Origin of the sequence: Nocardioides sp. Root140 (assembly GCF_001426745.1) — a bacterium.
In the GTDB taxonomy this organism is placed as follows: Bacteria; Actinomycetota; Actinomycetes; order Propionibacteriales; family Nocardioidaceae; genus Nocardioides.
On sequence record NZ_LMFI01000003.1, the window covers coordinates 55013 to 68072 of the forward strand.

14 protein-coding genes are annotated in these 13060 nt (G+C 68.7%); 10 read left to right on the top strand and 4 right to left on the bottom strand.

Annotation, left to right across the window (positions count from 1 at the left end; all coding sequences use genetic code 11):
• Nucleotides 1-74: 74 nt before the first annotated feature.
• Together ASD30_RS08560 and ASD30_RS08565 are read right to left on the bottom strand one after the other, a co-directional pair.
• Nucleotides 75-1655 carry an HYR domain-containing protein gene (locus ASD30_RS08560; protein ID WP_082563699.1) on the bottom strand — a complete coding sequence of 527 codons (1581 nt, stop codon included), beginning with the start codon at nucleotides 1653-1655 and terminating at the stop codon, nucleotides 75-77.
• A gap of 174 nt (nucleotides 1656-1829) precedes the next feature.
• Nucleotides 1830-2219: a nuclear transport factor 2 family protein gene (locus tag ASD30_RS08565; protein ID WP_200951117.1), complete on the bottom strand. Its 390-nt coding sequence runs from the start codon at nucleotides 2217-2219 to the stop codon at nucleotides 1830-1832.
• A 229-nt stretch (nucleotides 2220-2448) separates the two neighbouring features.
• Between ASD30_RS08565 and ASD30_RS08570 the strand changes: the two genes are divergently transcribed.
• Entirely contained in the window at nucleotides 2449-3243 is a 795-nt protein-coding gene (locus ASD30_RS08570) for an MBL fold metallo-hydrolase (RefSeq protein ID WP_056680071.1), read from the top strand.
• A gap of 6 nt (nucleotides 3244-3249) precedes the next feature.
• On the opposite strand, the gene ASD30_RS08575 is transcribed toward ASD30_RS08570, so the two are convergent.
• Nucleotides 3250-3477 (bottom strand): hypothetical protein, encoded by a 228-nt coding sequence (locus ASD30_RS08575; protein WP_056680072.1) that lies wholly within the window; start codon nucleotides 3475-3477, stop codon nucleotides 3250-3252.
• Between the two features lie 327 nt (nucleotides 3478-3804).
• Here ASD30_RS08575 and ASD30_RS08580 point away from each other — a divergent pair, with 327 nt between their 5' ends.
• The 3 genes from ASD30_RS08580 to ASD30_RS08590 all read left to right on the top strand — a co-directional run bounded on the left by ASD30_RS08580 (nucleotide 3805) and on the right by ASD30_RS08590 (nucleotide 6909).
• Nucleotides 3805-4668, top strand: a complete 864-nt coding sequence (locus ASD30_RS08580) for a glycerophosphodiester phosphodiesterase (RefSeq protein WP_056680074.1) — start codon at nucleotides 3805-3807, stop codon at nucleotides 4666-4668.
• A gap of 142 nt (nucleotides 4669-4810) precedes the next feature.
• Nucleotides 4811-5593: a hypothetical protein gene (locus ASD30_RS08585; RefSeq protein ID WP_056680076.1), complete on the top strand. Its 783-nt coding sequence runs from the start codon at nucleotides 4811-4813 to the stop codon at nucleotides 5591-5593.
• Nucleotides 5590-6909, top strand: a complete 1320-nt coding sequence (locus ASD30_RS08590; RefSeq protein ID WP_156393562.1) for a hypothetical protein — start codon at nucleotides 5590-5592, stop codon at nucleotides 6907-6909. The genes ASD30_RS08585 and ASD30_RS08590 overlap by 4 nt, the downstream gene beginning before the upstream one ends.
• Before the next feature lie 23 nt (nucleotides 6910-6932).
• Here the strand turns inward: ASD30_RS08590 and ASD30_RS08595 are convergent, their stop codons facing one another.
• The gene (locus tag ASD30_RS08595) at nucleotides 6933-7700 is read right to left on the bottom strand and encodes a SurA N-terminal domain-containing protein (RefSeq protein WP_056680080.1); all 768 of its coding nucleotides are present in this window, start codon (nucleotides 7698-7700) and stop codon (nucleotides 6933-6935) included.
• Between the two features lie 119 nt (nucleotides 7701-7819).
• On the opposite strand from ASD30_RS08595, the gene ASD30_RS08600 reads away from it, so the two are divergent.
• From ASD30_RS08600 to ASD30_RS08625, 6 genes are all read left to right on the top strand, one after another.
• Nucleotides 7820-8074 carry a DUF3303 domain-containing protein gene (locus ASD30_RS08600; RefSeq protein WP_056680082.1) on the top strand — a complete coding sequence of 85 codons (255 nt, stop codon included), beginning with the start codon at nucleotides 7820-7822 and terminating at the stop codon, nucleotides 8072-8074.
• A gap of 58 nt (nucleotides 8075-8132) precedes the next feature.
• Nucleotides 8133-8801, top strand: a complete 669-nt coding sequence (locus tag ASD30_RS08605) for a hypothetical protein (protein WP_056680084.1) — start codon at nucleotides 8133-8135, stop codon at nucleotides 8799-8801.
• A 67-nt stretch (nucleotides 8802-8868) separates the two neighbouring features.
• Complete coding sequence (locus ASD30_RS08610) at nucleotides 8869-9507, top strand: hypothetical protein (protein WP_056680086.1); 639 nt, start codon at nucleotides 8869-8871, stop codon at nucleotides 9505-9507.
• 26 nt (nucleotides 9508-9533) lie between these two features.
• Entirely contained in the window at nucleotides 9534-10733 is a 1200-nt protein-coding gene (locus ASD30_RS08615) for a PucR family transcriptional regulator (RefSeq protein WP_056680088.1), read from the top strand.
• Between the two features lie 100 nt (nucleotides 10734-10833).
• Nucleotides 10834-12186, top strand: coding sequence for an MFS transporter (locus ASD30_RS08620; protein ID WP_056680091.1), 1353 nt, complete (start codon nucleotides 10834-10836; stop codon nucleotides 12184-12186).
• Entirely contained in the window at nucleotides 12183-12968 is a 786-nt protein-coding gene (locus tag ASD30_RS08625) for an SDR family NAD(P)-dependent oxidoreductase (RefSeq protein WP_056680094.1), read from the top strand. Before ASD30_RS08620 ends, ASD30_RS08625 begins: the two co-directional genes overlap by 4 nt.
• Nucleotides 12969-13060: the final 92 nt, after the last annotated feature.

Genomic DNA, 13060 nt, shown 5'->3' on the forward strand with positions numbered 1-13060 from the left:
GGTGCATGCACCCTGCGCCCCCTCGTCGCACCGCCCCGCTCACATCAGATGGAGCAGGGCGGTGCGACCGACTGCTACATCGGGGGCGGCGGCACCAGGCAGCTCACCGGAGCTGAGGTGTTGCCGAATGAATCCACCGCGTAGACCTCGGCGTCACCGGTGCCGAAGAGATGGACGATGTCGCCGGGCATCGACTTCGAACGCGGCTGCCCGCCCGGCGTCTCGGTGTACTTGATCTGTTGCCCATCGGCGTACGGCCCGAACAGCGTGCCGCTGCCGGAGTCGCGCACGTAGATCTGCGGGTCCGGATCGACGAGGTCGGTGGCGCCCAGGAGGAAGAACCCGTCCTGGTTGTGCGAGCGCGGCACCGTGCCGCCGGGGTTGGCGCCTTCACTGCAGGCAACGTCAGGCGGCGTGGTGTCGACCACCGTCATCGTGCCGGTGCCCGAACCCGTGTTGCCGGCCGCGTCGGTCGCCGTACACGTGACCACCGTGGCCCCGATCGGGAAGAGCGATCCCGACGGGGGAGCGCACGTCGGCACGAGCGATCCGTCGACATTGTCCGTCGCGCTCGCGTCGTAGTCGACCTCGGCACCGTCGGGCCCGGTCGCCTCGACGGTCTCGTCACTGACCGTCACCACGGGGGGCTCGACGTCCAGCACGTCGACGTCGACCTGCTGGACGAACTCCGGACCGGGCAGCTGGCCGTTGACGAGGAAGCTGACCTGGCAGGAGACCGTCGTACCCTGCGGAGCGTCCGTAGCCAGCGTGATCGTCTCGTCGAATGAGACGGTCCCGCCACTGGTCACGTTCTGCGACGGCGGGGTGAGGCTGACCGAGACACCGGGGTCACACACCGCCTGATGGGTGACCTGGGCGGGCAGGTTCTGGAGTGCGGACAGGATGGCGGCGGAGACCTCGGACGGGTTGGCCGACGCGAGGGTGCCACCGGTGGAGCTGGTGACCGCGGTGGCCTGGCCGGCTGTGTCCAGCCCGTTCCACAGGAAGCCGTCGGCGCCGGGGACCGCGATCGCGATCACGCGGACACCGGCAGCCTGCAGCGCAGAGGTCGCCGTGGCCAGCGAGAAACCGGCCGACGGGTCGTGACTGGTGGAGTCGCCGAACATGACCACCACGGGGGTGCCGTCGCTGCGGAAGTCGATGGCTGAGGGGACCTCGCCGAGTGCGCCGATCCAGTCCTCGGCGGCATCGCTGCCACCACCCGAGAGGGGAGTCCAGGCGTTGATGCCGGCGGCAACAGCAGCGGGGTCGGCGGTGAGCTGCTGGCGCAGGTTGAAGTGGGCACCGGAGTAGTCGGCGACGTCCTTGTAGTCCGCGACCGCGAACTGCGCGGTCGGCTGGTCGGCCAGCACCTGGTCGACGATGGAGTCGGCGTTGGCCTGCACGTTGGAGATGCTGGCGCCCATGCTGGTCGTGGTGTCGGCCAGGAAGACGATGTCCGGGTTGGGCGGGATGACCGGGGTCTCCACGGTCTTGGTGATCGTCACGGACTGTCCGGGCTCCAGCGCTGTCGCATACGGCGACGGTGTGACCCCGGGTACGGCGAATGCCGTGGTCGCTGTCCCGGCCAGCAGTACGGCGAAGATCGCCGTCAATGCTCTCCGAGACTGCCCACGACGGGATGTGTGCTCCATGGCACAGCCTCCTCATGAGGTGAACTGACACTCCACTCTGGTCCCGCGTGATGCAGCACCACCATGACGTCATGTGCCCATTGCCGGGCCCCGCACGTGCGGTGCCGTGTGATCCGCCATGACCTCATGAGGCCATTTCCGACCCCGGTGGGCACCAGCTGTCCGGGCGGACGACTACTTGGCCTGCACCGTGTAGTGGATCGTCTGACCCACGATCTTTCCGTCCTCGATGAGGTAGGAGTCGACGCCGTCCGCGACGCGGACCTCGTCGTCCTCATAGGTCCACTCGAGCAGGGCAACCCGGCCCTCCGCAGCGACGTGGGTGTAGCGGAAGGCGCGGTGCCCGGGGAGCTCCTCGGCCAGCATCTCGGCAAGCTGCCTGACGCCCTGGTGGCCGCGAAAGACGCCTCGGTTGATCAGGACAACGATGTCCGGCGAGACGTTGCGCCGCAGGTCCGCGTCGAGGACGTCGTCGAAGGATGCGTGTTCGTCGGCCCAGGTGTTCGCGATGTCGAGGTGGTCGTCGAGCACCTCTCGAGCCGTTCGACCGTTCAAGTCATCCACGTCAGGGCTCCCCTCGAGCGTTCTCCCCATGGTCGACCCACGGCACGTGTGCGAACAAGGGTGAACCGTCCACATACCCCATGTGGACCATGACAACCCGGAGAGAAGTGGATGACGATGGACGAAGTCGATTCACGCCGCCACTGGACGCGGTTGATCCGCTCGGGTCGGACGTCGGGCCGCGCCTGTCACTGGCGCACGTCCCGTCCGACCTCACCTGGAGAACTCGATGCACGCTCATTCGATCACGCCCGACGTGACGCTGCTCAGCGACTGCGCGGAAGTGCCGGGGCTCGGCTTCCTGCCCGTGAACTCCTTCGTCCTGCACGCAGAGCAGCCCGTGGTCGTCGACACCGGCCTCAGCAACCCGGACAAGGACTTCGTCCGTGACCTGTCGGCGGTCATCGATCCCGCCGACGTACGTTGGATCTGGCTGACCCACCCGGACCGGGACCACACTGGAGGTCTCTTCCAGCTCCTCGAAGCAGCTCCCCAAGCGCGTCTGATCACGACGTTCGCCGGCGCTGGCATCATGTCCACGCAGTGGGAGGTGCCCCTGTCCCGGGTGTACTTCCTCAACCCGGGACAGTCCCTCGACATCGGCGATCGAACACTGACCGGCTACCGGCCCCCGCTCTTCGACAACCCCGCCACCGTTGGTTTCCAGGAGAGCCGTGGCGGAGTGTTCTTCTCCTCCGACTGCTTCGGCGGCCCCATGCCCACCGCGGACCTGGCAACCGGACCTGACGTGCGGGAGGCGCCGGACCTGGAGTCGGCGATGATGCTCTGGGCGGCCATCGACAGTCCGTGGGCACGCCTGGTCGACCCGGTGAAATACGGCGCCACGATCGACCCGATTCGTGCACTGGATCCCTCGGCGATCCTCAGCTCCCACCTGCCACCCGCCCTGGGCCTCAACCACCTGCTCTTCGCCCACATCGCAGCCGCCCCGGACGGGCCCGAGTTCGTCGGCCCCGACCAGCAGGCCCTGGAGGCGCTCCTGGCCAGCTTTGAACCAGCCTGATTCGAGTCAGTCGCGAAGCCGCACCGACACGCAGGGTGACACGGCCCTCGAGCTTCTCAACTCGGTCAACTCCACGGCGGCGAGCTGGTCGATCTCGGCCTGGTCGGTGCGACCGCCCACGCTGACCCACACCGTGCGGTCGTACTTGAGCACACCGCCGCCGTCGCTGTCGTCGCCGCAGGCCCCGAGCCCGAGCAGTGCCAGCACGACGAGCGGCAGAACGGTCCAATTCATGGTGTCACCCGTTGGGTGGTCGGTGGCCTCATCTTGCACCGGATCGGTACCGGGAGAGGGCGAGTTGCTTCCCGCTGTGGAGAGCAGTACGCAGCTTGCATCTCGGGCAGCGCGCCGTTGGCCTCCTCGCGCAGCTCCGCGGGAGAGGCGGACTGCGCGCTCATCCGCCCGGTCGCTCTCAGGAACGACCGGAGCAGCCGCTGGCGCGCAACGTCCGGCAGTCGTCACCGGGGGTTGGGCGCGATGTCGCCGTTCATTGGCATGAGCCCGACAGGGTCCGAGACGGCGGTGCCGATCGGCCTCGCCCATCCAACCTCGGGAGCTCACATGCCTCGCACGTCGCGCCTTGCCGGCGCACTCATCGCGACCCTTGTCGGACTTCTGTCCGTCCTCGGCCTGGCCGCACCCAGCTCCGCGGCAGGCGGCCCGGACGTCGACATCATCGCCCACCGCGGCTCCTCCGGCGCGGCACCGGAGAACACCCTCGCCGCCATCCGACTGGCCATCGCGCAGAAGGCCGAGGTCATGGAGAACGACATCCAGCGCACCAGTGACGGGGAGCTGGTGATCGTGCACGACACGACCCTGGCCCGCACCACCGACGTCGAGCAGGTCTTCCCGGACCGTGCCCCGTGGAACGTCGGCGACTTCACCCTCGCCGAGATCAAGCAGCTCGACGCCGGGTCGTGGTTCGCGCCCGAGTTCGCCGGCGAGCGGGTGCCGACCCTGGCCGAGTGGGTCAATGCGGTCGGCCAGCAGGCCGGCATGCTCCTCGAGCCCAAGGCGCCCGAGCTCTACCCGGGCATCGAGGTCGACATCGACAAGGAGCTGCGTGCCCTGCCGGCCTTCCAGAGGGCACTCAAGGCAGACCGGGTCGTCGTCCAGTCCTTCAACCACGCCTGGCTGCGCGTCTACAAGGACCTCGCCCCCGACGTACCGGTCGGGCTCCTCTACGGCACCAAGCCGAGCGGGGCCGACATCGCCGCCGCGGCCACCTGGGCGCAGCAGGTGAACCCTGCCCTCGGCGCGATCGACGAGGCAGGCGTCGACCAGGTCCACGCCCATGGCATGGAGATCCACGTCTGGACCGTCAACGCCGGAACCGACATGCGTCGGGCGATCAACTGGGACGTCGACGGCATCATCACCAACTACCCGCAGGTGCTGCGCGACATCGTCCGTCGCAGTTGACCTGACCGCCGGTGAAGGGGCCCGTTCGGTCTATTGCCGCAGCATGAGGGCCGGGCTTAGCGTGAATTGAGAGTCGCAATCACCGTGCCCCGGTCGTCTTGCAGGCCGCGTCGTCGGGCACCGGAGGCGAGGCGGTGCCAGCATGGCCAACTTGAATCTCGACGCCGGAGTCCCGGGTCAGGTCGCGTCGGCCTCCTCCCTCCGTGCGGATCTCGGGGAGGGCAGGTCCCTGCTCGTGGTGTCGGGGGTGGCGCGGCCTGAGTTCGGGATCGATGACGACCAGGTCCACCGTGAGGTGTGCCGGGTCCGGCTACGGGTGCCGGCCACGAGGATCGAGCAGCTGACCGTCCACGTGAGCCCGGCCGCGTTCAGCAACGACGAGTCCGCCTATGTGTTCGCCACCGACGAAGCCTCGCTGGAGATCGACGAGTCCGGGGAGCTGGTGCTGGTCGCGCACCTGGCGCTGATGGGTGAGTCCTCGACCCTGAACCGATTCTCGTACCAGGTCGTCTGCATCGACCACGCCCTGGCCACCGAGGTCACCGGAACCCTGTCCTGGCCGACAGCGTGGTTCCGGCCGGCTTCGACGGACCCGGCTTCGCTGGCGGGGGCCTTCGACATCGAGGCCAAGGCGGTGCGGGTCACCGGCGGCACGATGGACGAGCTCACCTTTCTCGCCTTCGGCACGATCACGGGAGTCACGGTCGGGGACACCACGACCACCGCGACCTACCGGGTCGCCGGTGTCCCGGTCGACACGCTGATAGAGATCGTCGTCGTGGCGCGCGCGCTCGAGCCGCCGGGCGGTGCGGGGGCGAGGATGCTGCCCGATCCCTTCAACGTCGCCAGGTTCACCCTCAGCGCGGCCCAGCCGACTCGTGGCAACGTCAACTTCAAGGGAGTCAAGGTAGGCGGCCCGGCATGAGCGATCCCTTTGTCCCGCCGGTCGTCCCCGCGCGCCTACCGACGTGGCAGGAGCTCTACCCGTTGCTTCCGTACCGATTTCCGCTCTCCGAACCGACACCCGTGGTCCGGATCCCGATCAAGGGGCCGCCGCCGTTCAACATGGTGGCCGTCGTACACACCCGCCTGCCGGGACTGGTCACTCCGGCGGACGGAAACATCCGCAGGCTGCAGATTCGCGGGATCCCCACCGCGTTGCGGGTCAGGGGATTCGACCCGGGCGCCGACCCGGCGCTGCACGAAGCCCGGTCCTCGAGTGCCCCGTCGGTCCGGATGCTGCAGGCCAGTGACGACGGCGACTTCCTGGTCGCCTGCGATGCCACGGGCCAACACCAGCCGATGCCCGGATCGGGACTCACCACCTGCTTCGACGACGACGGTCGATGGCTGCTGGACGCCGACACCGCCAACATGGCTGATGGAGTCATCTGGGCGTGCGCCGTCGAGGTGACCAGCTGGGTCATGTTCCACGAACCTGCAGCGGTCGCCGGCGCACCACAGCCTGCTCCATCAGCCGCCGAAGAGGGCAGCAGCCTGGCGACGCAGGCTCGCCTGCTGGTGAACCACTACCGCGACTACCTCACCCGACCCGGAGCCGACTTCGTGCAAGCCGGGCGTGAGCTGAGCCAGCTGTCCGGTCAGCTGGCGGCCGCGCACCTGCCGCGCGATGCCGTGGCTCCGCAACAGATGGCGACCGACGCGCTCGCCGCCTTCCAGCCCCCTGAAGGCGGCGCGACGGAGCACGTGATCGCGCTGGCGGAGGCGCGGCACAACCTGCTCGTCCGACTGTTCGAGAGCGGGATGGACGCACAGGCGGCGCCGCTGGCCGAGCCTGCCCTGTCGGGCTACCGGACGTACGCCGAGCGGGAGGGTGCTGACCTGTTCCGCGTCCAACGAGACTTCGCCGAGTTCGTGAAACCGCTCCTCGCGATCGGACTGGCGGACGCCGCGCTGGTGGCTCAGCGGGGTGCCCTCTCGGTGTTGCAGCGCATGGTGCCATCGGCCGGTGGCGAGCTCGAGCACGAGATCAGCCTCGCGGAGGCCCGACACAACTTGGTGGCCCGGCTTCTCGACGTACAACTCGTGGCGGAGGCGAGGCCGACCGCTGCGGCGACGATTCGGGCCTACCAGGACTACGCCGCCCGACCGGGCGCCGACGTCGAGCGGGCGGTCAGGAACCTCCGTGAGCTGGCCAGTGTCGTGCTCACGCCTGCCCAACTGACCGACCTCGCCGCGCAGGCCGACGATGCAGCCGACAGCCTCCAGTTGCGAGGCTGACACGACGGGCGCGACGTCTTCGTTCAGAGGTTGATCTTGATCTCCGCACCCTTGCGGAGCCCGTCGACCAGGGTCTGGGCCGTCTTGGTCTGCTCGTCCGACTTCGCCTGCTGCGCGATCTGGGGCCTGACCTTCGCGAAGGGCGGAATCGGCTGCTGGCCACTCTGCTTGCCGGCCTTCTTCTGCTGCTGCACGGCGGCGTCGTAGATCTTGCGGAGCTCCGCCTCGGTGGGCTTGACCGGGCCGGCCTCGTCCTCGACCAGCTGCTCGATCACGACCTGGATCTCGATCTGGCTGCGGACCACGTCTTCCGAGGTGCCCTGCTTCTCAAGAGCCGCGAGGAACTCGTCGACCGAAGCCATCTGGTTCTGCTTGGCCAGCTTGGTGAGGGCGGCGTCGACATCCTGGTCGGTCGCCGAGATGCCGCGCTTGGCGGCCTCCTGCACGAGGAGCTCGGTGTCCACGAGGGTCTCAGCGGTCTGCTTCTTGAGCGCGTCCTCGTCAGGCTGCTGGCCGGTCTGCTGTGCCTGCATGGCGGCCTGTTGGAACTGCGCCTCGTAGATCGGGACGAACTCGTCCTTGGTCACCTCCTCGCCGTTGACGTCGGCCACGACGTCCGGGATGCCTTCGAGGTCGGGACCCGCTGCCTGCTGGCTGTCCTGAGCGGTCGTCTCCTCGGAGGATCCCTTGCTACCGGAATCCTTGTCGTCGCCACCGCACGCGGAGGTGGCAAGGAGGGCGGCTGCGAGTGCGATGCCGAGGACGGTCTTGGTGCGCTTGGAGTGATTCATCCATGTCGACCATACGGATCGCACCTGAGATGACCCCAATTCCGAGTTCGAGTGACAGGCCCTCCCGGGAGGGCCACCATGGGCTGCAGGAGACGAATCGGGGCACCAGAGGAGGATCAATGCTGTTCCACATCACGCAGGTTCACAGTCCGGAGCTCTGCCCTCGAGACGAGGGCGGCTCCAACTCGCTGTTCGACGCGAGCGTCGAGGGCGTCCGCGTGGTCGGCCGGTACGGCGCCAACGCCCAACACACGCTGTTTCTCGTGGTCGAGGCGGACGACGTCAACGCGGTCCACAAGTTCCTCTGGCCTGGGTTCAGGCGCTGCACGAGCACCGTCACGCCGGTGAGCGAAGTCCCGGTTCCCAAGGACTGACGCCGCAGTCCGGAGCCGAGTCCTTGACCTCCGTGTCCGCAGGCCCAAGTCTGAGGACATGGACACTCACGCGGTCGATCCCTCGCGCACGATGCTCACCTTCGGCCGGGTGGACCTGGTCCGGGTCCAGGTCGGCTATCGCGCGAGCCCCGAGACGCCGGCGTACCAGCAGTTCCTGCTCGACCTCCCGGTGCTGGAGACGGTCGACGGGCGCGACGGAGAGGCCTTCGACGAGCGCCTGGCGCTCAGTGCCCTGGAGCCCGTCGTGTTCGCGGGCGGCGATGCGCCGCGGCACTACTCCCTGCACCAGCACCGGTCGCACACCAGCTGGGGTCCGAGCTCGGGTGCCGTGGAGATCGGGCTCCTCGTGACGACCGGCTCCGGGACGCGGGCCTCCGGTCCCGATGCACCTCTCGACGGCGTGACCCGCGCCTTCCGCGACCTGATGGAGGTGGTCGGCCGACCGGAGTCGGCGCAGACCTCTCGGGATGCAGCGATCCTGCGGGCACGAGCCGCGGCGGCGACGGCGTACGCCGTGGACGCGGACACGCTCTCGCTCAGCGCGGAGGAGCACCACCAGACCGAGAACTCCTGGACCTTCAAGCTCCGCTCGCGCGCGGGGGACACCTACGCGGTGGTCGTCGGCTTCGTCGACGGGTACGCCGGGTCGGTGCGGGTGCGGCACGAGAAGCGGTTCGAGGTTTCCGACTCCATCGGCTCCGAGTGACCTGGACTTCGCCGGGTGAACGACGAATGAACGTGGGGCAGACGGTAGTTGGCGTACCCTTTTGCGGATGTCCGACACGACTCCGCCCCTCAGGCTCTGGCACCTGCTGATCGCCGCCTCCGCATTCCTGGGCGTCACCCTGGCCGCTCGGCAGTACGACGTCTGGTGGACGGCGCTGAGCCAGCTCGCCAGCCTCGCAGTCGGGTTCTGCTATCTCACCCTGGGCGCGTCGGCCCCTGCGGAGGGTCGGCGGGTGCGGAACTGGACCTGGGTGCGGGGAGCCCTGGCCACCCTGATGGTGCTCGTGTCGCTGGCCTTCATTGCCATGCAGCACGGCAACCTCCTCGACACCTACTCCGTGTTCGAGCACATGGTCACGCCCACCCTGGTGGTGATCGACTTCCTCGTCGTCGGCGACAAGCTGTCGCACCTGCGTTGGTGGCACCCGCTGACCTGGTTGGTTCCGCCGTTGGCCTACCTGGCGTACTACCTCGTCGGCGACCTGCTGGTCTATCAGGCCCTCGATCCCGCGCACCCCGCGTCGTTCGTCAGGCACGTGTCCCTGTTGCTGGTCCTCGTGCTTGCAGCGGGCTTCGGCCTGTACGCCGCAGCAGGGCAGGTCGACCGGCTGCGGGCCAGGCGTTCGCTGACGGAGTCCGCTCGCGTCCGCACGGCCGAGTCGTCGCGATTCGTCGAGGTCGGCTGATCCTCGTTCGGCCCTAGGATCGACTCATGCCGAGCGAAGAGATCCAGGAGATCGTCGATCGGATCGCCAGCAAGCTGCAGCGCTCCGTGATCATCGACGATCCGAACGTGAAGCTGCTCTACAGCAGCGCCCACTTCGGCGACGAGGACCCGGTCCGCGTCGACGCGATCCTCAAGCGTCGAGCCAACAGCAAGGCCATCGGCCACGTGCTCGCCCAAGGTGTCGCGTCGTGGCCCCGGGCCGGGGTGATCCCGTCCAACGCCGAGCTCGGCATGCAGGCCCGGATCTGCGTCCCGGTGCGCTGGCGGGGAGAGCTGCTCGCCCTGATCATGGTGATGGACCCCGACGGCTCGTTCACGATGGCCGAGATGGCGGAGATCTCCGGGATCGCGGACCGGGTCGCACCCCTCCTGGCCGACGAGCTCTCGGTCGCCGACGAGACGAGTGAGCAGGCCGTGCTCGACCTGGTCAGCCAGGAGCCGACCGTACGACGACGCGCACTGACCGAAGTCGCCTCCACCAGGACCGCGGAGGACTTCGCACTGGTCACCGCCATCTGGCTGGCCATCCCGGAGACGTCTTCGGATGCCTCGCAGGCGCACGTCAACGTGGCGATGCGCAGCGCGTTCACCCTGCCCACGCCGGTCGGCGTACGCGGTCAGCTGGCAGCGGTCGACAAGCGCACCGCCGTGCTCCTGCTGGGCAGTGCCAAGCCGGTCAAGGTGCGCGCCCACGCCGAGCGCATGTTGACCCGGGTTCACGATCTCTCCTCGGGCCGCTTCCGGGCGGTGGCCGGGATCGGGCCGGCCGTGACCGGCCTGGACCGGGCCTTCGAGACCGCCGAGCTTGCCGCGCTCGCGAGTCGGGCCACGGACGCCGGCCTCAAGGGCAGTACGACGACCTGGGAGGAGCTGGGCCCCTATGGCCCCCTGATGCGGATCCCGCACGACCAGCTCGGACCCCGGGCGCTCCCCGCCGAGGTCCAACGACTGCTCGAGGTCGACGGGGACCGCCAGCTCGCCGTCACCCTGCGCGCCTTCCTCGATGCCGGGGGATCGGCACCGACTGCCTCCGCGGCGCTCAACATCCACCGCACGACGCTCTACTACCGGCTGAGCCGGATCGAGGAGCTGACCGGCTACGACCTGTCCGACGGTCGGGTCAGGTTGACCATGCACCTCGGGCTCACCCTGATGGACCTCCTGCCTGACGTTCGACATATGTAGCAAGTGGAGCCGGGCGCTTTCGTCTGCTCCACATGGTTGCCGCGGGGGTGGGTGGCCGATCGTCGGTGTTACCACCGTCACAGACCAAGGAGGTTCCGCGATGACCACGGAACTCGCACCGACTTCATCACTTCCCGAGGAGCACGCATTGCAGCAGCGGGTGATGAAGAAGGTTGCCCGGCGGCTCATCCCGTTCCTGGGAATCGCCTACCTGCTCAACTACCTCGACCGCAGCAACATCGCCTTCGCCAAGCTCACGATGAGCGCCGACCTCGGTCTCACCGAGACCATGTACGGCCTGGCCAGCGGTCTCTTCTTCATCGGCTACATCTTCTTCGAGGTGCCCAGCAACCTGGCCCTCCAGCGCTTCGGCGCCCGACGGTGGATCGCCCGGATCATGGTCAGCTGGGGGCTGGTCGCCACGCTGATGGCCTTCGTGCCGACCGCCGGCTGGCTCTACACCGCGCGCATCGTGCTCGGCATCGCCGAGGCCGGCTTCTTCCCCGGCATCATCCTCTACCTGACCTGGTGGTTCCCGCGCGCGGACCGCGCTCGGCTCGTCGGCCTCTTCATGGTCTTCCTGCCGCTGTCCTCGGCCCTGGGATCGCCCATCTCGGGCCTGATCCTGCAGTACACCCACGGCTGGATGGGCCTGGCCGGCTGGCAGGCCATGTTCCTCCTGCAGGGCCTGCCGACCCTGGTGCTCGGCGTCGCAGCCTGGTTCTACCTGACAGACCGCCCCAACCAGGCCGCCTGGCTGGAGCCCGAGGAGCGGGAGTGGCTGCACGACACGATGGAGGCCGAGCAGCAGGAGGCGGCCGCCACTGGTCACCACTCGGTGCGCGCCAGCCTGCGTGACGGTCGGGTCTGGGCCCTCGGAGGCGTCTACTTCGGCCTCGGCTACAGCCTCTTCGCGCTGAGCTTCTTCCTCCCCTCGATCGTGGCCGGCTTCTCCGAGACGTTCGACACCTCGTTCTCGATCCTCCAGACCGGTCTGATCGTGGCCGTGCCGTTCGCGGCCGGGGCGATCGCGATGGTCTTGTGGTCGAAGCACTCCGACCGCTCCGACGAGCGGATCTGGCACGTCGTGCTGCCGATGCTGCTGGCCGGCGTGACGATCCCGGTCGCGCTCTACATGAACTCGCCGTTCACCACGATGGTCGTCATCACCCTGACCTCGATCGGCATCTTCTCGGCCTTCCCGGTCTTCTGGTACCTCCCGCCGACCTTCCTCTCGGGACCGGGCGCCGCCACTGGCATCGCCCTGGTCAACACCATCGGTGCGGCCTCCGGATTCCTGGCGCCCTACGCCACCGGGTGGCTCGTCGACCTCACAGGCAACGCACGAGCCGGCCTGTGGGTCGTCGGCGTACTCGCCGTCGCAGCCGCCCTCGGACTGCTGGCGATGAGCAAGGTCATCCCCGTCACCCGCACCGCCGTCGCCGAACGATGAGCGCCGGCGACCTGCAGGACCGGGTCGTCGTCGTGATGGGTGCCGGCTCCAGTGGAGCCGGCACCAGCAACGGCGAGGCTGCTGCCCTGGCGTACGCCGAGTCCGGCGCGACCGTCGTGGCCGTCGACCGCAACGGCGACGAGGCCCACCGGGTCGCCGATCGCATTGCCGCGGCCGGCGGTCGGTCCCTGGCTCTCGAGGCCGACGTCACCGTGGACGCCGATGTCGAGGCGGTCGTGAAGGAGACGATCGCCCGGTTCGGCGTACCCCACGTGGTCCACGGCAACGTGGGGGTCGCCCGCACCGGCTCCGTCATGGAGCTGGCGCCGGCCGAGTGGCAGGCGGCAGTCGACGTGAACCTGAACGGTGCCTACCTGGCCTTCAGGCATGCGCTTCCGCCGATGCTCGAGGAGGGCCGTGGCGTCTTCGTCCAGGTCTCCTCGCTCGCCAGCGTGCGACACACCGGCTACCCGTACCCGGCGTACAGCGCCGCCAAGGCCGCGCTCAACCAGCTCACCGTCTCGATCGCCCTGACGTACGCCGACCGCGGCATCCGCGCCAACGCGATCCTCCCCGGCCTGATCGACACGCCCCTGGTGGGTCAGCAGCTGGCCGGCTCGCAGGCCGAGGTCGAGGCACGCCACGCGCTCAGCCCGACCGGGCGCATGGGCTCGCCGTGGGACGTCGCGAATGCCGCGGTCTTCCTGGCCTCCGACAAGGCGGCCTACATCAACGGGGTCTGCCTCCCGGTCGACGGGGGACTGGGCATGCGCAGCGTCTGACCCGGCCACCGTGGGCCTGCACGCCCCACCGTGCGATGGCTGGGACCGTCTCGCTGTACCGCTGAACGGGCACAACGCCCGCACACGGTCCG